At 45.9% G+C, this 22,529-nt stretch carries 25 protein-coding genes and 1 tRNA gene; 11 read left to right on the top strand and 15 right to left on the bottom strand.

The window, feature by feature from the left end:
* The first annotated feature begins 12 nt into the window (after positions 1 to 12).
* The 4 genes from A3L04_RS06070 to tdh all read left to right on the top strand — a co-directional run bounded on the left by A3L04_RS06070 (position 13) and on the right by tdh (position 6,506).
* Positions 13 to 3,384, top strand: coding sequence for an ATPase, T2SS/T4P/T4SS family (locus A3L04_RS06070; protein WP_068576711.1), 3,372 nt, complete (start codon positions 13 to 15; stop codon positions 3,382 to 3,384).
* 11 nt (positions 3,385 to 3,395) lie between these two features.
* Entirely contained in the window at positions 3,396 to 4,460 is a 1,065-nt protein-coding gene (locus tag A3L04_RS06065) for a type II secretion system F family protein (protein WP_068576714.1), read from the top strand.
* 4 nt (positions 4,461 to 4,464) lie between these two features.
* Positions 4,465 to 5,388, top strand: coding sequence for a type II secretion system F family protein (locus A3L04_RS06060; protein WP_068576715.1), 924 nt, complete (start codon positions 4,465 to 4,467; stop codon positions 5,386 to 5,388).
* Between the two features lie 71 nt (positions 5,389 to 5,459).
* Positions 5,460 to 6,506, top strand: coding sequence for an L-threonine 3-dehydrogenase (gene tdh, locus A3L04_RS06055; protein ID WP_068576717.1), 1,047 nt, complete (start codon positions 5,460 to 5,462; stop codon positions 6,504 to 6,506).
* A 162-nt stretch (positions 6,507 to 6,668) separates the two neighbouring features.
* Here the strand turns inward: tdh and pheT are convergent, their stop codons facing one another.
* The 5 genes from pheT to A3L04_RS06030 all read right to left on the bottom strand — a co-directional run bounded on the left by pheT (position 6,669) and on the right by A3L04_RS06030 (position 11,861).
* Positions 6,669 to 8,339 carry a phenylalanine--tRNA ligase subunit beta gene (pheT, locus tag A3L04_RS06050; protein ID WP_068576720.1) on the bottom strand — a complete coding sequence of 557 codons (1,671 nt, stop codon included), beginning with the start codon at positions 8,337 to 8,339 and terminating at the stop codon, positions 6,669 to 6,671.
* Positions 8,340 to 8,348: 9 nt separating this feature from the next.
* On the bottom strand, positions 8,349 to 9,851 hold the full coding sequence (gene pheS, locus A3L04_RS06045) for a phenylalanine--tRNA ligase subunit alpha (RefSeq protein WP_068576724.1): 1,503 nt from the start codon (positions 9,849 to 9,851) through the stop codon (positions 8,349 to 8,351).
* Positions 9,852 to 10,064: 213 nt separating this feature from the next.
* A complete protein-coding gene (locus A3L04_RS06040) occupies positions 10,065 to 10,703 on the bottom strand; it encodes a DUF120 domain-containing protein (RefSeq protein WP_068576725.1) in 639 nt (212 codons plus the stop codon).
* The gene (locus A3L04_RS06035; RefSeq protein ID WP_068576727.1) at positions 10,700 to 11,251 is read right to left on the bottom strand and encodes an endonuclease V; all 552 of its coding nucleotides are present in this window, start codon (positions 11,249 to 11,251) and stop codon (positions 10,700 to 10,702) included. Before A3L04_RS06035 ends, A3L04_RS06040 begins: the two co-directional genes overlap by 4 nt.
* Positions 11,211 to 11,861, bottom strand: a complete 651-nt coding sequence (locus A3L04_RS06030) for a translin family protein (RefSeq protein WP_068576729.1) — start codon at positions 11,859 to 11,861, stop codon at positions 11,211 to 11,213. The genes A3L04_RS06035 and A3L04_RS06030 overlap by 41 nt, the downstream gene beginning before the upstream one ends.
* Before the next feature lie 85 nt (positions 11,862 to 11,946).
* Here A3L04_RS06030 and A3L04_RS06025 point away from each other — a divergent pair, with 85 nt between their 5' ends.
* The 4 genes from A3L04_RS06025 to A3L04_RS06010 are packed head-to-tail and all read left to right on the top strand — an operon-like array spanning position 11,947 to position 13,775.
* Positions 11,947 to 12,279: a transcription factor S gene (locus tag A3L04_RS06025; protein WP_068321684.1), complete on the top strand. Its 333-nt coding sequence runs from the start codon at positions 11,947 to 11,949 to the stop codon at positions 12,277 to 12,279.
* Positions 12,261 to 12,440, top strand: coding sequence for a hypothetical protein (locus A3L04_RS06020; protein ID WP_068576731.1), 180 nt, complete (start codon positions 12,261 to 12,263; stop codon positions 12,438 to 12,440). The genes A3L04_RS06025 and A3L04_RS06020 overlap by 19 nt, the downstream gene beginning before the upstream one ends.
* A complete protein-coding gene (locus A3L04_RS06015) occupies positions 12,430 to 13,179 on the top strand; it encodes a DNA polymerase sliding clamp (protein WP_068579469.1) in 750 nt (249 codons plus the stop codon). The genes A3L04_RS06020 and A3L04_RS06015 overlap by 11 nt, the downstream gene beginning before the upstream one ends.
* Positions 13,180 to 13,211: 32 nt before the next feature.
* The gene (locus A3L04_RS06010; protein ID WP_068576733.1) at positions 13,212 to 13,775 is read left to right on the top strand and encodes a DNA replication complex subunit Gins51; all 564 of its coding nucleotides are present in this window, start codon (positions 13,212 to 13,214) and stop codon (positions 13,773 to 13,775) included.
* On the opposite strand, the gene A3L04_RS06005 is transcribed toward A3L04_RS06010, so the two are convergent.
* Positions 13,764 to 14,996, bottom strand: a complete 1,233-nt coding sequence (locus A3L04_RS06005; RefSeq protein ID WP_068576735.1) for an MFS transporter — start codon at positions 14,994 to 14,996, stop codon at positions 13,764 to 13,766. The two genes, A3L04_RS06010 and A3L04_RS06005, sit on opposite strands and share 12 nt — an antisense overlap.
* A gap of 83 nt (positions 14,997 to 15,079) precedes the next feature.
* Between A3L04_RS06005 and A3L04_RS10995 the strand changes: the two genes are divergently transcribed.
* Positions 15,080 to 15,228 (top strand) — tRNA-Trp (locus A3L04_RS10995).
* Between the two features lie 9 nt (positions 15,229 to 15,237).
* Here the strand turns inward: A3L04_RS10995 and A3L04_RS05995 are convergent.
* Genes A3L04_RS05995 through A3L04_RS05955 form a run of 9 tightly spaced genes read right to left on the bottom strand, consistent with a single transcriptional unit; the run spans position 15,238 to position 21,349 of the window.
* Complete coding sequence (locus A3L04_RS05995; RefSeq protein ID WP_068576737.1) at positions 15,238 to 15,918, bottom strand: cysteate racemase; 681 nt, start codon at positions 15,916 to 15,918, stop codon at positions 15,238 to 15,240.
* Positions 15,915 to 16,430, bottom strand: coding sequence for a cob(I)yrinic acid a,c-diamide adenosyltransferase (locus A3L04_RS05990; protein ID WP_068576740.1), 516 nt, complete (start codon positions 16,428 to 16,430; stop codon positions 15,915 to 15,917). The genes A3L04_RS05995 and A3L04_RS05990 overlap by 4 nt, the downstream gene beginning before the upstream one ends.
* A gap of 20 nt (positions 16,431 to 16,450) precedes the next feature.
* On the bottom strand, positions 16,451 to 17,392 hold the full coding sequence (locus tag A3L04_RS05985) for a transglutaminase-like domain-containing protein (protein WP_068576742.1): 942 nt from the start codon (positions 17,390 to 17,392) through the stop codon (positions 16,451 to 16,453).
* 1 nt (position 17,393) lies between these two features.
* Positions 17,394 to 17,987, bottom strand: coding sequence for a lysine exporter LysO family protein (locus A3L04_RS05980; protein ID WP_068576744.1), 594 nt, complete (start codon positions 17,985 to 17,987; stop codon positions 17,394 to 17,396).
* Positions 17,984 to 18,229: a hypothetical protein gene (locus A3L04_RS05975; protein ID WP_068576745.1), complete on the bottom strand. Its 246-nt coding sequence runs from the start codon at positions 18,227 to 18,229 to the stop codon at positions 17,984 to 17,986. The genes A3L04_RS05980 and A3L04_RS05975 overlap by 4 nt, the downstream gene beginning before the upstream one ends.
* Positions 18,226 to 18,666, bottom strand: a complete 441-nt coding sequence (locus tag A3L04_RS05970; RefSeq protein ID WP_068579470.1) for a hydrogenase maturation protease — start codon at positions 18,664 to 18,666, stop codon at positions 18,226 to 18,228. Before A3L04_RS05970 ends, A3L04_RS05975 begins: the two co-directional genes overlap by 4 nt.
* A 50-nt stretch (positions 18,667 to 18,716) precedes the next feature.
* Positions 18,717 to 19,121 (bottom strand): Zn-ribbon domain-containing OB-fold protein, encoded by a 405-nt coding sequence (locus A3L04_RS05965; RefSeq protein WP_068576748.1) that lies wholly within the window; start codon positions 19,119 to 19,121, stop codon positions 18,717 to 18,719.
* 1 nt (position 19,122) lies between these two features.
* Positions 19,123 to 20,289, bottom strand: a complete 1,167-nt coding sequence (locus A3L04_RS05960; RefSeq protein WP_068576750.1) for a thiolase domain-containing protein — start codon at positions 20,287 to 20,289, stop codon at positions 19,123 to 19,125.
* 10 nt (positions 20,290 to 20,299) lie between these two features.
* Entirely contained in the window at positions 20,300 to 21,349 is a 1,050-nt protein-coding gene (locus A3L04_RS05955) for a hydroxymethylglutaryl-CoA synthase (RefSeq protein ID WP_068576752.1), read from the bottom strand.
* A 252-nt stretch (positions 21,350 to 21,601) separates the two neighbouring features.
* Here A3L04_RS05955 and A3L04_RS05950 point away from each other — a divergent pair, with 252 nt between their 5' ends.
* Positions 21,602 to 22,159 (top strand): pyruvate/ketoisovalerate ferredoxin oxidoreductase subunit gamma, encoded by a 558-nt coding sequence (locus tag A3L04_RS05950; RefSeq protein ID WP_068576755.1) that lies wholly within the window; start codon positions 21,602 to 21,604, stop codon positions 22,157 to 22,159.
* A gap of 49 nt (positions 22,160 to 22,208) precedes the next feature.
* Positions 22,209 to 22,526, top strand: coding sequence for a 3-methyl-2-oxobutanoate dehydrogenase subunit delta (locus tag A3L04_RS05945; protein WP_068576756.1), 318 nt, complete (start codon positions 22,209 to 22,211; stop codon positions 22,524 to 22,526).
* The last annotated feature ends 3 nt before the right edge of the window (positions 22,527 to 22,529 follow it).

Raw genomic sequence — 22,529 nt, 5'->3', positions numbered from 1 at the left:
GGGGTGAGATAGTTGGAGGAGAAAAAGAAAAAGTCGTGGATAGATGAGATCCTAAGTAGCGATAATTTAACGTTGGAGGCTATTTTAAAGAAGGGGAGTAAACCCCAAGAAGGGTCTTTAAAAAAGGAAGAAAGCGAGAAAACAGAGAGGCCCTTATCCCTCGGTGATATCCTAGCAGGTAAGAGTAGTGAGACTCTTAAGCCAAAAGAGAAAGAAGAGGAGAAGCCGCCCCTTCCGCTTGCCTTTTTGAAAGAAGAGAGTGCTCCCAAACTAGCAGAGATACTAAAGAAGCCAGAAGTCCCTGTTAAAAAACCTGAGGAAAAATCAACAATCAGCCTCCAAGATATACTCTCTGCAGGAGCTAAGCAGACAAAGTATGTTGGTGAAGTTAAAGTTCTAGACGTTTATGGAAACATAAGGATATTGAGGGTTAAGGGAGAAGCAGTTCCAATATATGAGATAAACTTGCCCAAACTAAGTAAGGAAGAGGAAAAGCTCCTGAAAATGGTTAGAGATAGAGCGATAGTTGAAATCCAGATTGACCCTGAGTCTATACCTAATTTTGAAGAGAGAAGAAGAGTGTTCATGAGAGAAGTCAGAAGAATGGTAAAGGAAATGGCTCCAACGCTTTCCGAAGGTAGGGTTGAACTTCTTGCAGAGCTAGTTGTTCAGAACATGATAGGATACGGAAAGCTGGATCCCCTAGTAAGAGACGACAACCTTGAAGAGATTATGGTAATTGGAACCAACAAGCCGGTGTATGTATGGCACAGGCGTTTTGGTATGTGTAAGACGAACATAGTATTTGAAAATGAGAGGGACATCCTAAACATAATAGAGAGGATAGCGAGAGAAGTTGGAAGGAGAATTGATCAGCAAAATCCGCTTCTCGATGCTAGGCTTCCTGATGGTAGTAGAGTTAATGCCACCTTACCCCCGATAAGCCTAGATGGCCCAACACTAACAATAAGAAAGTTCAAGAAAGACCCCCTAACTATTATAGACCTGATCAAGTATGGAACCCTGAACTCCGAGGTTGCAGCTTTCCTCTGGCTACTGGTTGATGGCCTCGGAGTTAAGCCAGCAAACATCTTGGTTGCGGGTGGAACGGGTTCAGGTAAGACAACAACCCTCAACTCACTGGCAATGTTTATCCCACCGAGCGAGAGAGTAATAAGCATAGAGGATACTGCCGAGCTACAGCTCCCGATAGAGCACTGGGTAAGGCTTGAAACGAGACCACCAAACGTCGAGGGTAAGGGAGAAATCACAATGGATGATCTAGTAAAGAACACCCTGAGAATGCGTCCCGACAGAATTATAGTCGGTGAAGTCCGTGGTCCAGAGGCCAGAACTATGTTCACGGCAATGAATACAGGACATGATGGTGCTCTCTACGACTTTTCAGTTATTCAGCTTTCAAACGGTCGCTTTGTCCTAATTGGTGACTTGCTCGAGGAGCTCTTCAAGAAGTACTCGGACAGAATAAAAACCCACAAGGATTTAGAGTATGTAGTCCTTGACGAGAAGGACAGGTTCGAAGTTGTAAGTATTGGTCCAGACCTCAAAGCTGGGAAGCACGTGGTTTCGAGGATTTGGAGGAGGAAGGTTAGGGAAGGAGAGAAGTTAATTCGCGTAATAACGAGGACGGGCAATGAGGTTATACTCACTAAGACTCACCCGTTCTTCGTATTCTCAGACGGGGACGTGGTTAGGAAGGAAGCGGAAAAGCTCAAACCCGGAGACAGGGTTGCGGTAATGAGAAAACCTCCAAAGCCTCCACAGAGGAAAGCTATCATTAATCCTGAGATTTATGCGGGAATAAGTGACTATTATCTCGTTCTCAACGGAAAGAACCTTGTGAAGATCCAAAATGATGGTATACCTCCAGAGATGGTCCAGTATCTCCTTTCAATAAACTCAAAGCCTGTAAAGATTGTTTGCGAGGTTGATGAGAGCCTTTCCTACGTAGTCGGAGTCCTCCTTGGAGACGGCTACATATCCTCAAATGGTTACTATATCTCAGCTACATTTGACGACGAATCCTACATGAAAGCGTTTACCTCTGCCATTCAGGAGTTCCTTCCAGAGAGTGAGCCCCAGGTTAAGCGTGAATCCACATATACCGTTGTAACCCATGTCTTAAAGCCCTTCGTAGAGTTCCTCCACTCGAACGATGACCTGCTGAGGCACTTCATAGCAGGACTTTTCGATGCCGACGCTTACGTAGATGAAAAGGGCCCAGCGATTGTCCTAACGACTAAGAGTGAAAACCTCGCGAGGAAGGTCTGGTATGCCCTCCAGAGGCTTGGAATAATAAGTACGGTCTCCCGTGTGAAAGATGGAGAGAACGTAATCTTCAGGGTCACCGTGAGGGGTGTTGACAATCTAATTAGATTCTACACTTACATCCCGCTCAGGCACTCAAGGAAGAGAGCAGAGCTTGAGGAGATAATAAAGAAGCATAAGGCCCGCCGCGGAAAGAGAACTGATCGCGTGCCGATTTCGCCTATAATGATCGAGCCTCTCAGGAGGAAACTTAATCTTACAGTTTCAGAGCTCTCGAAGCTTGCCTCCTATTACGCTGGTGAGAAAGTATCGGAGAGCCTAATTAGGCATATAGAAAAGGGCAGAATAAAGGAAGTTAGAAGATCAGCTCTTAGAGGAATTGCACTGGCCCTTCAGCAGATTGCCAGAGACATTGACGATGAAGATTCCTGGGTTCAGGCAAAAAGGCTTGAGCTCATAGCGGATGGGGATGTGTACTGGGATGAAGTTGTGAGTGTCGAGGAAGTAGATCCGAGGGAGCTAGGGATAGAGTACGTCTATGATCTGACCGTGGAGGATGATCACAACTACGTTGCCAACGGAATCGTTGTATCAAACTGCATGGGAACGATACACTCAAACTCTGCTAGGGAGACTATAATCAGGCTTGAAAGTCCTCCAATGAACGTTCCCAGGATAATGATACCCGCTCTTGATATAATCATAATGCAGGTGAGATATCATACAAGGAAGAAGGGTACTATCAGGAGGATTACTGAAATAGCAGAAGTCTCTGGCATTGAAGGGGAGAGCGTTCAGCTGAACTTCCTTTATAAATATGACCCGGCAAAGGATGAGTTAGTGAGAACAGAAGTACCGAGCAGATTCCTGCAGACTCTATCATATCATACTGGGATGCATCCAGATGAGATAATGTACGAAATAGAAAAGAGAAAGCTGGTGCTCGATTGGATGATTGAAAAAGGTATCAGAAGAATCGATGAAGTTGGCGCCCAAATCAGAGAGTTCTACATAGATGAGGAAGAGTTCTTCAAGAAGATTGAAAGAGAGGCAACTACTATAGAAATGAGCAAAAGAATCAAGGAGTTTATATGAGGTGGTGAATCTTGGGCTTAGTTTCATCATTTCTTGAGTTCCTTGAGAAGCTCGGTGGAAAAACCATTGAAGTTACCGAAGCTCCAATTAGGCGTCTCCCCAAAAGAGAAATGTCAATCAGAGATAGACTTGAGTTGCTTAAGCAGATGAGAGAGCAAATTGAAAAAGAGAGGGAGGCAGAGGAAGAGAGAATTATCGAAGAAGCTATTGAGTGGAGGGAGAAGGTTATACAAAAACCACTTTCTGAAAGAATAGCAGAAGGAGTTCTTAAATACTTCAGAGGACCTGTTGAGTCTCTTAGTAAGTCCATAAAGGGATTAGAGCTTGATTTATATAGAGCGAACATATCAATGTCAAAAGAAAAGTATGTAGCTCTAATGCTTGGAGTTGGAATAATATCGGGCATAGTAGGATTTGCATTTTCAGTAGCTATAATGCTACCTTGGGATCTCTCAATCTTGCTTGGTGTTGCCGGCTTTATCCTGGGATTCTTCTATATGAGAGTATATCCAAAAATGGTGTGGAGGAGAAGGGTTGAAGACGTAGAAAGGGCACTTCCCTATGTTTTGAGACACATGGCCTCCCTCTTAAGTGCGGGTGTGGGTATAGCTGAAGCAATGGTCTCTGTTGCAAAGTCGGATTACGGTGTAATATCAGAGGAGTTCAACTTAATAATACAAGATATGCACAAGGGAGCAAGCTTTGAGGATGCTCTCTCAAGATTCGAAGAGAGAATGGCTTCGGATAACGTAACTAAAGTCGTCAAGCAGATATTAAGGGCAATAAAGTTCGGTGGTAATCTGGCTGATATTTTATATAAGATGGCCGATGAATTCGCATTTGAGTATCGTATAAAGCTCATGGATTACGTTCAGAAGATAAATGGTATATCCTTCGTATATATGTTCATGTCAGTAGTTATGCCAACGCTATTGATCGTCGCAATTTTGGCTGGATCTCTAATGTCAAGGAGATTAATAATTTCAATCTCTGGCTTGGCAGTCTTAATGCTTTTTGCATTCCCAGCATTGTCAACAATAATTGTGATTATGATCAAGAGAGCAGAGCCGAGGTGAGCTTATGGCTAAGAAAGAAAGTCCACTAACCAGCTTGCTTGTAAGGTTTATAGAGAGGGTGATCCCTAAAAAGACTCTAAAGAGATATGATCTACTGCTTTACTCAGCCGGCATAGATTTCAAAGCCTCTGAGTACTTGGGGATTTCATTGATGTTGGGTCTTGTAATTGGGGCAGTTCTTTTGATTATTTCAGGCTCAGGCCTTCACTTCTTCCTGGGTTTCTTTGGGGGATTTATAGGCTTTGCATACATATACCCAAATTTGAGGATCTCTAGAAGGATAGAGGACATGGAGAAAGCTCTTCCTGATGCCCTGTTTTATCTAGCAGGATCCTTAAGAGCTGGTGTTTCATTTTCTGAAGCTCTGGGAGAGCTAACAACGGCAAAGTTTGGTGCACTCACAGATGAGTTCAAAAGAACGGTCGCGGAAATAAAGAGGGGTAGACCTACAGTAGATGCACTTAGAGCTTTTGCCCTAAGGAATAAGAAATCCCCAGTTATCTACAGAGCAATGATGATAATAATAGAGGCCTTAGAGAGAGGTGCCCCAATGGCAGATGTTCTCGTTGCAGTGGGAAACGATGTGAGAGAGATACTAAGAATAAAAAAGGAAAGGAAAGCTTCTACAGGAATGCAGATGATGTTCTTTATAACCTCTGGTGGATTCGTTGGCCCATTTATTGTAGCCGTAATATCTAACATTGCAACGATGATAACTACAACAGGAGGAATGAATGTTCAAATTCCAGTTGCTGAGCTAAAAACAATATTGTGGCTATTCTCGATTATCCAAGGATTTATAACTGGCCTAGGAATTGGAGTGATACGAGAAGGGAAATTCTCCTCCGGAGCAAAGTACGGAACTCTGATAGGCCTAATGGCCGGGGCAGTATACTGGGCTGGGTTGCAAGTTAGAATTGGATTTTAGTTTTATCTCCATAAACCGTTTAAATGTTCATTTAATATGATGATATGTCAACTAGATTAGGAGGGAATCTCATGTCTGAGAAGATGGTCGCTATCATGAAGACAAAACCAGAGTACGGTGCTGAGCTCGTAGAGGTTGATGTTCCAAAGCCTGGCCCAGGGGAAGTTCTCATTAAGGTTTTAGCAACGAGTATTTGTGGTACCGACCTGCACATCTATGAGTGGAATGAATGGGCCCAGTCCAGAATAAAGCCCCCTCAGATAATGGGTCATGAGGTCGCTGGAGAGGTAGTGGAGGTAGGCCCCGGTGTGGAGGGCATTGAAGTCGGTGACTATGTATCAGCAGAAACCCACATAGTTTGTGGAAAGTGCTATGCCTGCAAGAGGGGTCAGTATCACGTTTGCCAGAACACGAAGATATTTGGTGTTGACACGGATGGAGTCTTTGCAGAATATGCAATAATCCCTGCCCAAAACGTCTGGAAGAATCCAAAGAGCATACCTCCCGAATACGCAACCCTTCAGGAACCACTAGGAAACGCTGTCGACACTGTCTTAGCGGGCCCAATAGCTGGAAAGAGCGTTCTCATAACTGGAGCGGGTCCCCTTGGGTTGCTGGGAATTGCCGTCGCCAAGGCCTCTGGAGCTTACCCGATTATAGTTTCTGAGCCAAGTGAGTTCAGGAGGAACTTGGCTAAGAAAGTGGGAGCAGATTACGTCATTAACCCATTTGAGGAAGATGTTGTCAAGGAGGTTATGGACATAACGGATGGAAATGGTGTCGACGTGTTCCTTGAATTTAGTGGTGCCCCCAAAGCTTTGGAGCAGGGTCTTCAAGCGGTGACCCCTGCCGGCAGGGTCTCTCTCTTGGGCCTGTTCCCTGGTAAAGTCAGCATAGACTTCAACAACCTGATAATATTCAAGGCCCTCACCGTTTATGGAATAACTGGCAGGCACTTATGGGAGACTTGGTACACCGTTTCAAGGCTCCTTCAGAGCGGAAAGCTCAACCTAGACCCGATTATCACTCACAAGTACAAGGGGTTCGATAAGTTTGAAGAAGCCTTCGAGTTAATGAGGGCTGGCAAAACTGGAAAAGTTGTTTTCATGCTAAAATAATCCCTTTACATACGTAATGTTTTTTGACCTTTTTTCAACATTGTTTGCCAAATGTTTATAGGGTATTACTTCTGCAACATATATGGGAGGTAGCCATGGACATAGAGTTGATAATAAACCTAGAGAACTTTGAAATAATGAGCACAATAATGGAAAAATACGTCAAGAGCGATACAGGGGTCTCAGAAACAGCTCGAAGGCAACTACAGGCACTTCAATATTCCAGTTCTCAAGAACTTGTGGATGAATCTCTCCTATAATTCCTATTTCCTTTCCGTTGATCAAGATTTTGCCGACTCTTCCTGGGATAAAGCTTCCGTGCTCTGTTTCCTCTATCTCGTATTCAATCCCCAAGTGCCTCATAAGTGAATCAAGTATTTCTTTTGCATTCGTAAAGGTATAGCCTGTCCCCGCGAGGGCTACAGCTAGCTTTGGCTCGCTGATGGTTTTAGTTTCCCTAGATTTGTCGATTAGCGTTGCAAGGCCTACTTCAAATATCTTCTGTGGATATTCTTCATGGGTGTTATTGCTCAGAAACTCCATTAAGCTAGGCAACAACCACTTCCTCAACGCACTCCATTTCTGACTTATTGGGTTCGCTATCTCAACTATATCTTCCTCTGGAATGTTCATCTTTGCAAATTGCACTTCCTTGTTGGTCAAGTTGAACGTCATGACTTCTTGCAGACCGAAACCGACCATTAGATCTCTTATTGCATCTTCAAAGTCCTTGAAGGGATCTCCCCTTCCTTGCACTGCCAACCTTGGTTCTTCTGGCTCTATATTGTTGTACCCATAGGCTATAAGGACGTCCTCAAGAACGTCCCTAGCGTGCATTATGTCATCTCTAAATGCTGGATACTTGAGCTTGGCCTTTCCGCTCTCTATCTCTACAGAATACATCATCCTCTCAAGGAGCTCCTTTATCTCCTCGTCTTTCAGGCTAAGACCTGAGAGCTTCCTTATATAGTCGAGATTAACCTCGAACTCTCTTGGGGTTAAGTCTGGAGTTTCTATCTCGAAGTCCTTATATACTACTTTGACGCTCTTGATCTTTCCTCCCCTCTCCGCTAGTGCCGTGACCATGACGTTTAGAGCTAGCATTATCTTCTTCAGGTCCCATCCAGTAACGTCTATGAAAACGTTCTTGGTCTCTTCAGTTACCCTTCCGGTGTACTCCGAGTTTATTATGGGGGGCATTGAGAGAACGTTGCCCTCGGAATCTACAAGCAATGGGTAGTACGGCTTATCCCTGATTAAGTGTCCGTACTCCCTACCCTTCTCGTGCTTCTCCAAGATCTCTTCAAGGGTCAGCTCTTCAGTGAATCCTAAAGGAACGAACTTCTCGCTTTTCTCTGCGGCTCTGTAATAAATTGGAGGCTTTACTTTGTCAAAGTCAAAAACTCCTATAGCTACTTCCCTTCTCCTCCTTCCAAGGGTTAAGGCCACTTTTTCCTGGAGCTGGATTAGCTGACTCAATGAATCCTCATCAAACTCTAGGCCTTCAACTATAGCGTAAACACCGTATGGTCTTACATCTTTGAGCTTTTCATCCACGTAAACTACAACGTCGCTTTTCTCAACTTCATAGTTGGGAAGTCCCTTCTGCATCCCCAGGGCGAATCTTATCTGCCTTGCAACGCCTTCCGCACTCCACAGGTCGGGCCTGTTTGTGTCCTTTGAGTCAAGCTTGAAGTAAATCTTGCCGTTCTCCTCCCATACATCATCAAGCTCACACTTTGCGTATAGAACTAAGTCCTCCCATTCCTCAACGTTGAACTCCTTCCCTATGAGTCTTTCCAAGTCTGATTTTGAAACGTCAAACTTTGGCATACTATCACCTCACCAGATCAGCTTAGCTTCCCTGAGCCATCTCAAGTCATAACTAAACAGGTATCTTATATCGTCGATTCCAAGCTTAAACATCGCCAATCTATCGATTCCAATTCCCCAAGCTATTACGGGCTCCTTTATTCCCAAAGCCTCTGTCATCTCCTCCCTGAACACTCCCGCCCCTCCAAACTCTACCCAGCCGAGCTCTGGATGGTAGGCGCTTAGCTGAACGCTTGGTTCAGTGAATGGGTAATAGTCTGGGAAGAACTTGACTTTCTTGGCTCCAGCTATCTCTATTGCAAATCTCTTGAGTATTCCGAGGAGGTGCCTGAAGGTTAGGTCTTCACCAACTACGAAACCATCAATCTGGTTGAACTCTATTAAGTGCGTCCTGTCGAGAACGTCCGGCCTAAAGACCCTCTGTATCGTGAAGTACTTCCCAGGAATTTGGACGCCCTTGGCAAGTTGCCTCGCGCTTAAGGCTGTGGCATGGGCCCTCGGCATTAGCAACATTGCCCTTTCTGGGCTCCAAACGTAGCCCCACCCTCTCGATCCCGCTAATCCCTTCTCGTGAGCAGTCTTGACTTTTTCAACGAGCTCCTTTTCTGGAAGCTGTCCCTTTTCGGGGTGCTTAAGCTGATATGTATCCGTCCACTCCCTCGCGGGGTGATTCTGAGGCTGGAAGAGGGCATCGAAGTTCCAGAACTGCGTCTCGATTAAACTATCAACCGTCATCTCGATGAAGCCCATCTCGATTAACCTTCTCCTAATCTTATCAAGAAAAACCCTGTAGGGTTGCTTCTTCCCAGGGTAGATCTTTTTAACTGGGGCTTTTATGTTAAAGGGCTTGAACTCGACCTCCCTCCACTTGCCCGTAGTTATGAGTTCTGGGGTTAGAACTGTTACCTCTTTCTTGAGCTCTATTCCTCCCTTCACGAGCTCTAGACCTTTCTCAGTTATCTCAACTGTTCTCTCAACTATTTCATCTTCCTGGGCAATTTTTCTTCTCTTGAGCTCTTTAACGGGAATAACTTTCTCAACTTCCTCGAGCGAGAGGTGGCCTTTTTCAGCGAGCCTTTCGAGGATTTCATCGATGGCCCTTTTTCCAGCTTTCTCCCCCTTCTCAGTGATTTCGAGAACTAACCCTTCAGAAGTCTTCTCAACTTTAACCCATCCCTCTCTCCTTAGCACTCCAATTATGGGCTTTATTTCGTCCTCGGTTAGAACTTCTCTCAGGTCATCAAGCCTTATTTTCTTCCTCTCCTTCAGTAGCTTAAGGGCTCTAACTTCTGGTAATCCTATTTCAGCATACTTCTTTCCAATGTCTGTAAGCTTGACGACCTTTTCCCTTCTCTCTTTAAGCTTTACAAGTCCCTGGGATTGGAGCGTTAGTATTGCTCTCATAACGGCGACCTGTTCAAGTCCAGTTGCCTTTACCAACTTCTCGACATCTGTCCTTTTCAGCTCTCCTAGCTTGAGCAAAACAAGCTTTTCGTTGTAGCCAAGGGTCATGCTCACACCCCGAGAAGTGAGGGTCGAAGGTTTAAAAATCCTTTTTGGTTAAATTAGAATGTCCGACCCCGCCCGGAGGCCCGACCGAGGGAGCGTGCCGATAACGGCGCGCCGTGAACGAGGCGACGTCGCCGGGCGGACAGGGCCCGGTCTCCGGGGCCGCCTGAGGGAGCCGATAACGGCGAACAATGATGGCGGGTGGATAAACCGGGCCTATAATGCCTCAATTCTTATCCTGTCCCCGTCTTTTAGATTTAGTGTTTTCCTTAGATTAACTGGAGCTATAATCTCCGCTATCTTTGGAGGATGAATGGTTCTCGAAGGAATGACTATTGCCCCCTCAATTCCATCTATCCTTACACGGTAAGCTCTGACATCTCCAAAAGTTCTCCCATCCTTTACGAAGCCTGGGATTATGATCGGTCGAGCGTTGCAAAGTGCATCAAATATTGTCTTTGGGAAGATTACCTTCACATTTAGTGTCCCTGGGTATGGATCGAAGCCCAGATACTCCCTTATTAATGGAGCGTACTGCTGAACATAATATGCTCCCTCTCCAATTCCTGAAACTACTTCACCGATAATTATGCCCCTGTAAAGTGCCGAAGACAGTTCCTCATACAAGGTTTCTAGCAACTTCATTCCTTCATCCTTTATCTGAACTGATGTTCCCCTCTTGGAGTATTTTCTTGAGACGTATCCTAGCTCCTCGAGCTCATCAAGCCATCTGAGAACTGTCTGAGGAGAAACGTTAAGTTCTTTAGCAAGCTCTCTCAATGTGACCATGATTTCTCTTCCTATTGCACCCCTCTTTGCGAGGTTTATCAGGAGGAATAAAGTCTTAAGTTTCATTTTATCTTCCCCTTTGACAATCTATCTGCTAATTTTAAGGGTTTTGGATAGCCTGTTTCGTCAAGAACTTGGCTAACAACTGCAATTGCATCTTCAAGGGTTACTAAATTCCCAACGCTTACGTATACCTTTCCGACCTTCGCATAACTTCCTGGGGGCGCTCCCTTTAAGAGTTTCTTTGCGACCCCTATCGTTGGCTTCTGGAGGACAACCCCTATGTGGGAAGCAAGCCCATATCTGCGGGGGTGAGCTTTCCCATGTCCCTCTACAAGTAGCACGTCAAAATTCTCTCCTTTGGATGCCATTAGAATTGGCCTTGTTTCCCGGAGAAAGAAAAATGTGGGGATGTATGGGAATGTGACTTCGACCTCAAGAGTTTTCATCTTTATAACATCACACTCGGGATAAGTGCACACAACAAAACCAACCCTAGCTAGGTTTTCCCTGTACGAAGCATCAACTGCCCCAATTCTTTCAATTTTTTCAAGGGGAACTTCCCTAACCTTACTACTCAGCTTCTCTTGAGCTTTTGCCACTCTCTCCAACATTAATGGCCTCCTCCAGCTTCCTCTCCAGCTTCATGTTTAGCTTTGCCCTAGTCAGGTCTTCAAGCGTTCTCTCAAGTATATACCTCGCTTGATCCTGCTTCTGCCTGACGTTAACAAGCCCCTTTGGATACTCAAGTGTCATTAACTCCTCATATACTTCCTCCATAAACCTATACGTTTCTTCAGCCCTCTCTATATCTCCTTCCATTAGACTTATCAGGAAGTACCTCCTCAGCTCACCGATAAAGTCTCCGACTCCCAGGATGTAATCCTGGGGTGGCACGCCCAGATCTTCGTAACCAGGGAAATTCTTATCCGTCAAGTAGTGGTACAGCAGTGTTGCCTCAGTGAACTCTTGATTTGCTGTTTGCACATGACCTGTGTAGTAGAGGTCAGGATGGTTGCCTAACTTCTCTCTCAGCAGAGAAACGAGCTCTCCTGCCCTCCTAAGCCTTTCTTCGGCCGTCTTGAGTTCTCCTCTGTGCATGGCCTTTATTGAATCTCCGCTCAGTCTCACTATCTCCCTAGTGATTTGGAGGGCTTCTTCCCTCAGTGAATCTTTTTCGTCAAGTACTTCCTTGACTTTCCTAATCACTTCCTCGATTCTCATGATCTACCACCACCTCACCTTGGGATAACAAACTTTTTATCTTGAACGGCCTAACCTTGCCCTCGGCTAATATGGGGGTGAGAAAATGGTGAAGTTCTGCCCCAAGTGCGGGAGTATCATGATTCCTGATAAGAAAAGAGGAGTTTTCGTTTGTAGGAAGTGTGGTTATGAAGAACCAATAAATCCTGAGGATGCCAAAGCTTACAGAAGAACTGAGGAGGTAAAGCACAAGCCTGATGAGGGAGTTATTGTCGTTGAGCAGGACTTCTCCACCCTTCCAACCGCCAAGGTCACGTGCCCCAAGTGTGGCTATCATGAAGCTTGGTGGTGGGAGCTACAGACTAGGGCAGGCGATGAGCCAAGCACGATCTTCTATAAGTGCAAAAGGTGTGGCTACGTATGGAGGAGCTACGAGTAGAAGTCCTTAGGAGGTTGGCTGAGAGGGCCTTAAAAGATTTGGAGGAGGCATATAAAAGGATACCTGATATGGACAACGGAAAGACTTATCTATGGAGAGGTAAAGAAAGGGTTAGACTCATGCTTAATATTCTGAAGGAGGTGCAGGATGATGCCATTTGAAATAGTCTTTGAGGGGGCTAAAGAGTTCGCCCAGCTCATAGAGACGGCAAGCAGGCTCATAGATGAAGCTGCGTTTAAGGTTACGGAAGAAGGAATAAGCATGAGGGCAATGGATCCAAGTAGGGTAGTTCTAATTGACCTTAACCTCCCCGCAAGCATTTTCAGCAAGTATGAGGTCGATGGAGAAGAGACAATTGGTGTAAACATGGATCACCTTAAGAAGGTTCTCAAGAGAGGAAAAGCCAAGGACACCCTAATTCTTAAGAAGGGAGAGGAGAACTTCCTCGAGATAAGCCTACAGGGAACCGCAACTAGGACCTTTAGGCTCCCGCTCATCGATGTTGAGGAGATAGAGGTCGACTTACCAGATCTCCCATTCACGGCAAAGGTCGTAGTTTTGGGAGAAGTCCTCAAGGAAGCCGTCAAGGATGCATCCCTTGTAAGCGACAGCCTCAAGTTCATAGCTAAGGAGAATGAGTTCATAATGAGAGCAGAGGGGGAAACCCAAGAAGTTGAGATAAAGCTTACGCTCGAAGATGAGGGGTTGCTTGACTTAGAAGTTCAAGAGGAAACCAAGAGCGCCTATGGTGTTAGTTACCTAGCAGACATGGTCAAGGGAATCGGAAAGGCCGATGAAGTAACAATAAAGTTCGGCAACGAGATGCCAATGCAGATGGAGTATTACATTAGGGATGAGGGTAGGCTGATATTCCTGCTGGCACCAAGGGTTGAGGAGTGATCTCTTCTCTCTTTCATTTCTAGGTGTTGCTTATGGATATCGAAGTTCTCAGAAAGCTCCTCGAAAGAGAACTTTCCTCCGATGAGCTTACCGAGATAGATGAGGAGTTTTATAGGGATTTGGCGAGCTTTAGGAAGGCCCTTGAGATAAACGCTGAGAGACACGAGGAGAGAGGGGAGGACATAGAAAAGAGGCTTTACTTAGCACAGCTTTATCTGCTCCAGCAGATAGTTAGGGAGATACTAAAGATAAGGCTACATAAGATAGTTGATATGGCATTTGAGGGGGTTCCCAGGAACCTGGTTGGCGATGAGAAAAAGATATTTGCGATAATATCTGCTTTTATAAACGGGGAACCTCTTCCCCTTGAGGGAGAAGTTGAGATAAAGGAAACTGAGGAAGTCATTGAAGAAAAGCAGGTAAGACCGACTTTTGTTGATCTCTACCTGATAAAGGTCGACATACCCAGGATCATAGACGAGGAGCTTAAGGAGTACGGGCCTTTTAAAGCAGGAGATCTAGTTAGCCTTCCTAGGTCCCTTGGAAACGTTCTAGTAAAAAGAGAAGTTGCTGAGAGGATAACTCTAAGCCTTTAAGACTAGTATCAAAGCTAAGATTAGCGGAACTGCCGTTGAGTACAACATTAGCTCGAAGCTTATATCTGCCAGGTATCCACCCAGTAAGGGCCCAACTACCCAGCCAAGGCTCATCATGGTGTTGAGCAGACCCATTCCCTGGCCCCTCTCAGTTGAGGGAACTCTTTTGGCCACGTAAGTCGAGGAGGAGCTTATTATCATCGCCCACTTTATTCCAGAAATTACGCATACAAGGGTCATTAATTCAACAGAATTCGCCCAAGCATACCCCAGGAACGTGAAAATATAACCAACTATTGAGATCTTGTAAAACAACCCTTCTCCGTACTTGTCTATTAATCTCCCAATTGCGAGGGAGCTTAAAGCTGCAGCTAGGGAGTCAATCCCAAAGAATAGGCCAACGAACTCCTCCCCAAACTTCTCCTGAAAGTACACGGAGACCGTTGAGTATACCTCGCCAGAAGCTATCATCGCTAAAAATACTGAGAGATAGAACAGTCCAAGCTTTCCTCTCATCAGCCTTTTGAACGCTAATTTCGTCAGCTCAGCCCTTTCAGATTCTCTTCCCTCCTGCACTATTATTAATTTACCAGTTCTCCTTCTCGGCCTCTCCCTCTCCTTTATTGGTATAAGAAACAGTATTGAGAGCAGGGAAAATGCGGAAGCTATAAAGAAGGCGCTCCTAACGTCCATGCTCTTCACTATATAACTCCCCAAGAAGTTGCCGGCCATGTACCCCATGTTTTCGACAAAGCTGAAGAAACCAAAAGCAGAGCCTACCTTTGTTGAGAGTTCCGAGATCAATGCTGAGTGAGCCGGAGCCATGGAAGCACTTAGAGCCCCCTGCATGGCTCTAAATCCAAGTAAGAGGAGTGGAGTCGTTATAAAAGCTATTATAGCATAAGTTGTTGCGGATGAGAGTATTCCTAAGGCTATAAAGGGCTTCCTCTTTCCTACCCTGTCTGAGAGGTAGCCGAAGGGATACTGGAAAACTGTTGATGTTACATTGAAGACAACGCTGAGCATTCCAACAAGGAACACCGTACCTCCGATCATCTTCATGTACACTGTGAGGTAGGGGAACGCTATTCCCCAAGACAAATTGGCAAAGAACATTGCTATGGCGAAGAAAAGTATGTTTCTCCTTGTTATGCTTTTCTTTCGAACTTTTCTTGCTTTTTCGTTTATTCCCTGGAGTGTCGCTGCTTTCCTGGGCTTCATTATAACCACCTTCTAAACGTTTAACCGAGAACCATATAGGGGTAAAGCTTATAAGCTCATCGGGTGCTAAAGCTTAATCGAGTGGGGGCGTGGTGTAGCCTGGTCCATCATCGCGGGCTCCAGAGGCCATGAGGACAGGCGGGTTTGCTGACCTCGGGGCGTGATGAACCTTTGGAGCCCCGAGGGCCGGAGAAACCCGCGGACCGGGGTTCAAATCCCCGCGCCCCCACCATTTACTTCCTTAATCATGGAGTGCTAATTTAACGGCTACTTCTGCGATAACGTCCATAGGATCAATTAACTTGGCTTTTAGGTCGTCCTGCCTCAAAACAACACTAACCTCTGTGCATCCCGCTATTATGCAGTCTGCGCCTTTTCTCTCCAGCTCCTTAGCTACGTTAAGCAGTATCTCCCTCCCAAGCTTTAAATTTCCGGCCTTGACGCCTTCGTATATTCCTCTCATAACTTCCTCTTGGTTTTCGGGTAGAATAACTTCAATTCCATACCTCTCTAGGGCTTTGTGGTAAACCCTACTCACTATCGTTCCCGTTGTTGCAATAAGTCCAGCTTTTCTGCATCTAATCTCACTAAGCCTCCTTGCGGTCTCCTCCACCATGCTAATAATTGGTATCCCTATCTCTCTTTGTATGTCCTCGATGAATGCGTGTGCGGTATTGCACGGCATTATTATAAAATCTGCTCCACACTCCTCGAGCCTTTTTGCAGTCCAAATAAGTTGCGGTCTTGGATCTTCTCCTTTCCCCAGGATAAAAGCAGTCCTGTCAGGTATTTGGGGATTATTATAGATTATTATCCTGGGATGGTCCTGATCCCTCTTTGCAGGGGTTTTTTCAACTATCCTCCTGAAGAGCTCAACCGTTGCAAGGGGGCCCATTCCGCCCAGTATTCCTATAACTTTCATTTTGCCTCCCTCAGCTTTCCTTCTTTCCTCTCAATATCCCTAGCCAGAAGGAACAGGAGGTCGCTTAACCTGTTCAAGTAAATCAAGGCCCATCTCCCAATTCCATATTCCCTGAGAACGGTCGCAACCCTTCTCTCTGCCCTTCTCGCTATGGTTCTACACACATCAAGCTTGGCACTCGCCAGCGTTCCTCCCGGAAGAACAAAGCTTCTCAGTTCTATTCTTCCTTCATAATCCCTTATAAGGCTTTCAAGCCACTCGATCTCCTCCCTTCCAACGCCTTTAAATTGACCTTTGCTACCTAGCTCCCCCATTATCCTGTATAGATGGGCCTGAACTTTATCCAGTATCTCCCTAACTTGTTCGTTGACATAATGCCTCGCTTCCCCCAAGAAGCTCGTTAGCTCATCTATACTCCCGTTGGCTTCAGTTATTGGAGAGTCTTTCCAAACTTCATCTCCTCCAAAAAGCCTCGTGGTTCCCTTATCCCCGACCTTCGTCGTAACTTTCATATCATCACCGAATAAATGGTTCACTTAGCCAAGAAAAGCTTAACTACGAGGTCATCCCCCTCCCAGTACGCGTACGTCCAGAACGCCTTGTAGGTTTGGAGGTCTTTACTCACTTCACTATCCTCCATAATAGTCTCGGCGAGCATTGTGGCGTACTGCTGGAGGAATAGGGGATTGTAAGATATCTTGAGCATTTTAAACCTGAACACCCACACCTTTCTTTCTAGGAATCCTTGGGGTATCGTAACTCTTAACTCCTCTCTGGGGAAGAGACCTGTTTTCCTTCTGAATATTTTTGCTATTTCCCTACTCAGCTTGAAGGCATCGTAGTAGGTGGGGGTATAATCGTTCTCTCTAAACTTGTCAACTCCCCAGATGCCCACATAAGATACGTTCCCTGGGGTGTTAAGCAAGTAAACTTCTGCAAACGTTATAGTCTTACCATTATAGGCAAAGCCTTCTAAGTAGCTCCCCAAATCGCGCGGGGGAAGCTTTTGATCGAGTATGAAAGTGTAGTTACCGACCTCTACTGCAACAGCAGAGTGTAGCGTTGGTGTCTCTGAAAAATGGATTATCAAAACGTAAACCGGAGTCACATTTAGTGCCAGAAGAATTCCTGCCGTAAGGACGGTGTAGTCAGTACAGACTCCTTTTCTAATCTTTAAAAATTCCGAGGGCCTTAGTATGATGCTCGAATTCTTGAAATCATCGTATCTAAAATTTTCCTCCTCCCATTTGAGAATGTTCCAAATTGTCCATTCAAGGCTTTCGTTCTTGAATTTTACTGAAAGATTTGTTAAAAGACTCCAATCTTGAGAGATGTAACAGGCTAAAGCGAGGGTTAGATTTGATGTTAGACATTCCTGGGGCCCATTAGTGGTCTCTGTGACCTCAGCTTTCCTGTTGAGGCATCCTGGGGAAATAAAGAGGATCAACAATACAATTACTGCTACTTTCCTCATTTTATCCACCAGCCGCAATTGAGGCGAGGAACGGGACAATAACGGGGACTAAGAGAGACAGTATAAAACCATGGATGAAAGCAATCATAGTTATCTCCTTCCCACCGAACTTAACGATTATGGGAAGAGTTGAATCCATCGTTGTTGCTCCGCCAATAGAGATTGAAGGCTCCTTGCCAAACGTATTAGCGAAGAATGGATACAAGATCACGGTAAATACTTCCCTGAGGAAATTGGCGAGAAATCCTATGATGCCATAGAAGGCTGAGTACTGGGCCAAGATGGGACCAGTAAGGGAGTACCACCCAACTCCAGCAACAACTGGAATAGCCCATTTTAGAGGGATATTTAAAATGATTCCTCCAATGACACCCCCAATTAGAGAACCAATTAAAGTGGCTAGGGGGAGAAGCAGGCTCTTCACGCTCAGGCTTTTCTTCATCTCGGCCCATCTACCGTGCAGCCCGATGTCAAGGCCTATGATGAAAATTAGGAGGTAGAGGGCGAGCTCGTACAGTTCCCCCGCCTTCACCCCAATTTTTCCCAGTGTGTATCCTGCTATTAGGGAAGCTATAACGGCCACTGTAAATCTCACTTTATTTCCCTCCACAAAACCTTTGCTACACCAATGCTCCCGACAACAGCAAATAGCATTAAGGTAAGAGAGTAAAGAACGGCCTTTGTCGCGCTAACTTCGACTTCTCCAGCTTTTATCCCCATAAGGAACACTAATGCTACAACGGATGCAGACATTAAAACTTCGGTGTTTACCTTTATCTTGTTTCTCAGCAGGTATCCCAGGATGATCCCCAGGATTAGTGGAATCAGGAAGTTCATCCCGCTATCTCCTCCACGAGTTTTACCGCCCTTGGAATAGCCCTCTTTACGCTTTCACTGAGTTCAAGGCCAAGCTTTATCTCCTTAATCGTTATCCCAACGAAGTGTATCTCAGCCTTCCTCAGCCTTTCATCAAGGGCCATTAAAAGCTTAAGCCCTTCTATGGCACCCATAAAGTGGGCGCTCCTGATTTCCGCCTTCAATCTTGAGAACACCTCCTCCCCTCTGAGATGGATGACCTCTCCGGGATTTTCTGAGAGAACTGCATCGATAATTATGATCTTTTCTTCTCCCTGGTAAACCCTCTGAAGTGAGAAAATGTCGGTTCCCAGCTCTTCTACCCTGTAGCCCTTTCCCCTTAGTACCCTGCCTATCTTTATCCCTACTCCATCGTCACCCATGACCTCATTTCCAAGTGCAACTATTAGCGTTCTCATCAAATTGAAAGAAGGAATAGGGTATTTAAAGCTGAAGTTAGAAACGCGGTTCACTTCAGCATGGGCCTAAACTTGTAGCCGTACAGTATTATTCCGTCCTCATCGAATTCCCTGATCTTTCTGGTTACCATCTCTACTTCCATGCCTTCCTTAATTTCATCCGGATCAACGTCAGTTAGCTGGGCCAATATAACTGGCCCCTCCTCAAGCTGTATTAGTGCTATTGGATATGGCTTGTAGTATTCAAAACCGCTCGGCGGATTCCTAACTAATGTCCATGATATGACTTTACCTCTGCCACTGAACTGAAAGTCCTCAACGTTCCTGCTACCACAAACTGGACAGACGGGTCTCTTCGGGAAGAACACATGGCCGTTCTCGCACTTTCCTCCAATTAGCCTGTACTTCTCCTTAAAGTGCCTCCAGTAACGGGAAACCTGCATGGGCTTCCCCATTTCAAACCCTCCTCAGAACTGTAACGGTTATGTTTGAGCCCGTTCCACCAATATTCTGCGTAACCCCAACTTCGGCATCAGGAACCTGAATTCCTTCCGGTGCCTCTCCTCTCAACTGAAGGACTGCCTCCACGGTCTGGTAAACTCCAGTTGCACCGACTGGGTGGCCTCTCGCCTTAAGCCCACCCATCGTCTGGATTGGGTAGTCTCCATCAATCGCTATCTGCCCCTCCTTAGCAAGCTTTGCTCCCTCTCCCTTCTTTGCCGCACCTAATGCCTCCAAGCTTAGAGCGGCCATGACAGTAAAGGCATCATGAACCTCGAAGAAGTCTATGTCATCAACCGTAACCCCGGCCATCTTGTAGGCTCTCTCAGCGGCTATCTTTGCGGCTTTAAGCGTGAGTAGATCTTCCCTGTTTGCGAGGTTTATCGTGTCAACGGCCCTTCCCATTCCCGCGATCTCAACCCACTTCTCCTTCGGAATTCCCAATTCTTTAGCCTTCTCCGGAGTAGTTATTATCACGGCGGCAGCTCCGTCACATACCGGGGAAGCATCGAACAGCTTCAACGGATCTGCAATATAGGGGCTCTTCATAACGGTATCAACGGTGATCGCCCTCTTGAACATAGCATATGGGTTCTTTGCGGCGTTGGCGTGAGCATTGACTGCGAATAATGCTAGGTCTTCCTCAGTGTATCCATAGGTGTTCATGTAGTGCCTCATTATCAGCGCGTTAAGGGCTACAAAGCTCGCCCCATGGAACAACTCCCATTCAGCATCGCTTGCATAGGCTAAGTATCTTGTGGCATCGCTTGGCCATGCATCGGTCATCTTCTCAACACCGACGACAAGAACAACATCCTCAAGACCGCTTAGCACGGCCTTCGCTCCCTCTTGAACGGCGGCTCCTCCAGAGGCGCAAGCAGCTTCGATCTTTACTGCAGGTATATTTCCGAGGCCAGCCCAATCAGCTATTAAAGCTCCAAGGTTTTCCTGCTCAACGAAAGGCCCAGAAGCCATGTTACCTACATAGAGGGAATCGACCTTGTCTACACCGGCATCGTCCATAGCGTTGAGAATGGCTTCGACCGCGAGGTCTCTAAGTGAGAGCTTCCAGTGCTCCCCAACGGGGGTCATCCCAACTCCAACGATAATTGCTTTCCTCATTTAAACCACCTCACAGTATGTATTTCCTTCTCGCCTTGGCGTACAGCGCATAGTCGATGACCCTCCTCCTCTTTATGTAGTCCTCAACCTTCGGAGCGAGATCTCTCTTCTCCTCAATTGCATCCTGAACGACTATGCTGAACGCATCGCTTCCGGCTCCTGAACCGAATGAAACCCACAGTATCCTGTCCCCAGGCTTTGCGATGTCGAGAACTGCAGAAATCCCAACCATCGTTGCTCCGCTGTACGTGTTTCCAATCCTTCCGGTTAAAAGCCCAGGGAGGACCTTTTCCTTTGGTATCCCCAGGATCTTTGCAGCGGTAAGCGGGAATTTAACGTTTGGCTGATGGAACACTGCATAGTCGAAGTCGCTTGGCTTTAAACCGAGTTCATCCATCAACGTCTTTGCCGCAGTTATTACGTGGTGGAAGTATGCTGGTTCTCCGGTAAACCTGTTCCCGTGCCTGGGGTAGTGCTCATGTTGCCTCCTCCAGAAGTCTGGGGTGTCGGTGACGTAGGAGTAGCTTCCCTCAAAATATGCTAGGGTTTCACTGCTCTTTTCCCCGATTATGAATGCAGCACCTCCTGCTCCAGCGGTGAATTCGAGGTGATCAGCAGGTCTTCCCTGCGCGGTATCTGCCCCTATTGCCATTGCGTATTCAGCCATTCCTGAGGCCACGAAACCTATTGCCGCCTGCAATGCTTCGGTTCCTGCCTTACATGCGAATTCAAAATCTGCAGCCTCTAAATCAGGAGTTGCTCCAATGGCTTCAGCTATTATCGTTGACGAGGGCTTGACCGCGTAAGGCTTGCTCTCGCTTCCAAACCATATCGCCCTTATCTTCCTGGGGTCGATTTTAGCCCTCTTAAGGGCGTTTCTTGCAGCTTCAATTCCTATGGTCACGGCATCCTCATCAAGACCAGGAACGGCCTTTTCCTCGATTGGGAAGCTTGAAACTCCCCAAACCCTACCTATCTCTTCATTCCTGATTCTGTACATTGGTACGTAGGCACCATAACCAACAATACCTATGTCCTTCGCTGGCTTTAGCAGTTTCATTCACATCACCTTAGTGAATTTTCATTAGAACGGGCTTTCGTATTTGGAGGATGTGAATTATATAAAAGGCTTTCGGTGAAAGCCAAAACATCATTCGTTGATTATCGAATAACATGGAATAAACATTTTCCAACCAAAAGTTTGACAATTGACGTGAGGGTTTTCACTCTACACCGAAAACTAAATAAATAGGACTCCATCAAACCAAAAATGACCCGGATCAATTTGAAAAAATTTTAAGGAGGCTTGAAGATGATAGAGATTCGTTTTCACGGTAGAGGTGGACAAGGTGCCGTTACTGCCGCAAACATTCTCGCTGAGGCAGCATTTCTAGAAGGCAAGTACGTTCAAGCTTTCCCATTCTTTGGTGTTGAAAGAAGAGGTGCCCCAGTTACTGCATTTACCAGGATAGATGACAAACCCATTAGGATCAAGACCCAGATCTATGAGCCTGACATAGTAGTAGTTTTAGACCCAAGCCTTCTCGAAACTGTTGACGTCACAGCAGGTCTCAAGGATGATGGAATCGTGATAATAAACACCGAGAAGAGCAAGGAAGAAGTTCTAGAGAAGCTCAAGAAGAAGCCAAAGAAGCTGGCCCTAGTCGATGCTACTACAATAGCCCTCGAGGTTCTTGGTCTTCCAATTACGAACACCGCAATTCTCGGTGCAGTCGCAAAGGCTACTGGGCTTGTTAAGATTGACAGTATCAAGGAAGCCATTAAGGACACGTTCTCTGGTGAGCTTGGCGAAAAGAACGCTAGAGCTGCTCAGGAAGCTTTTGAAAAGACCCAGGTCTTTGAGCTTTAACTTCCTTACTTTTTGGTTTAACCCTCTTCCCGTGAATGGGGTGGTCGACGTGAATACCCTATTTGGAAAAACTAAGGATGAGGCGAAGCCAATTTCTCCTAAGTCCGTGGATGAGTACCCCGAAGCCCCAGTTAGTTTGGGAACCACACTAGTTAACTTCACCGGAGATTGGAGAACTTTCATGCCTGTCATTGACGAGTCGAAATGTGTTAAATGCTATATTTGCTGGAAGTTCTGTCCTGAGCCGGCAATTTACATTAAGCCAGATGGCATGGTTGCAATAGACTATGATTATTGTAAGGGCTGTGGGATTTGCGCTAATGAGTGCCCAACTAAGGCAATTACAATGGTGAGAGAGGAAAAGTGAGGT

It is taken from the genome of Thermococcus chitonophagus, from assembly GCF_002214605.1.
GTDB lineage: Archaea > Methanobacteriota_B > Thermococci > Thermococcales > Thermococcaceae > Pyrococcus > Pyrococcus chitonophagus.
This window is presented reverse-complemented; position numbering and strand designations above follow the sequence as displayed.

Coding starts and splice junctions, on each gene's coding strand:
- A3L04_RS06015 (WP_068579469.1), top strand. CDS start 12,430: ATGCCATTTGAAATAGTCTTTGAGGGGGCTAAAGAGTTCGCCCAGCTC.
- A3L04_RS05950 (WP_068576755.1), top strand. CDS start 21,602: ATGATAGAGATTCGTTTTCACGGTAGAGGTGGACAAGGTGCCGTTACT.
- A3L04_RS05970 (WP_068579470.1), bottom strand. CDS start 18,666: ATGAGAACGCTAATAGTTGCACTTGGAAATGAGGTCATGGGTGACGAT.
- pheT (WP_068576720.1), bottom strand. CDS start 8,339: ATGCCAAAGTTTGACGTTTCAAAATCAGACTTGGAAAGACTCATAGGG.
- A3L04_RS05965 (WP_068576748.1), bottom strand. CDS start 19,121: ATGGGGAAGCCCATGCAGGTTTCCCGTTACTGGAGGCACTTTAAGGAG.
- A3L04_RS05990 (WP_068576740.1), bottom strand. CDS start 16,430: ATGAAAGTTACGACGAAGGTCGGGGATAAGGGAACCACGAGGCTTTTT.
- A3L04_RS06030 (WP_068576729.1), bottom strand. CDS start 11,861: ATGAGAATCGAGGAAGTGATTAGGAAAGTCAAGGAAGTACTTGACGAA.
- A3L04_RS05985 (WP_068576742.1), bottom strand. CDS start 17,392: ATGAGGAAAGTAGCAGTAATTGTATTGTTGATCCTCTTTATTTCCCCA.
- A3L04_RS06010 (WP_068576733.1), top strand. CDS start 13,212: ATGGATATCGAAGTTCTCAGAAAGCTCCTCGAAAGAGAACTTTCCTCC.
- A3L04_RS05960 (WP_068576750.1), bottom strand. CDS start 20,289: ATGAGGAAAGCAATTATCGTTGGAGTTGGGATGACCCCCGTTGGGGAG.
- A3L04_RS06005 (WP_068576735.1), bottom strand. CDS start 14,996: ATGAAGCCCAGGAAAGCAGCGACACTCCAGGGAATAAACGAAAAAGCA.
- A3L04_RS06040 (WP_068576725.1), bottom strand. CDS start 10,703: ATGAAACTTAAGACTTTATTCCTCCTGATAAACCTCGCAAAGAGGGGT.
- A3L04_RS06060 (WP_068576715.1), top strand. CDS start 4,465: ATGGCTAAGAAAGAAAGTCCACTAACCAGCTTGCTTGTAAGGTTTATA.
- A3L04_RS05995 (WP_068576737.1), bottom strand. CDS start 15,918: ATGAAAGTTATAGGAATACTGGGCGGAATGGGCCCCCTTGCAACGGTT.
- A3L04_RS05955 (WP_068576752.1), bottom strand. CDS start 21,349: ATGAAACTGCTAAAGCCAGCGAAGGACATAGGTATTGTTGGTTATGGT.
- A3L04_RS05975 (WP_068576745.1), bottom strand. CDS start 18,229: ATGAACTTCCTGATTCCACTAATCCTGGGGATCATCCTGGGATACCTG.
- A3L04_RS06025 (WP_068321684.1), top strand. CDS start 11,947: ATGGTGAAGTTCTGCCCCAAGTGCGGGAGTATCATGATTCCTGATAAG.
- A3L04_RS06035 (WP_068576727.1), bottom strand. CDS start 11,251: ATGTTGGAGAGAGTGGCAAAAGCTCAAGAGAAGCTGAGTAGTAAGGTT.
- pheS (WP_068576724.1), bottom strand. CDS start 9,851: ATGACCCTTGGCTACAACGAAAAGCTTGTTTTGCTCAAGCTAGGAGAG.
- A3L04_RS06020 (WP_068576731.1), top strand. CDS start 12,261: ATGGAGGAGCTACGAGTAGAAGTCCTTAGGAGGTTGGCTGAGAGGGCC.
- tdh (WP_068576717.1), top strand. CDS start 5,460: ATGTCTGAGAAGATGGTCGCTATCATGAAGACAAAACCAGAGTACGGT.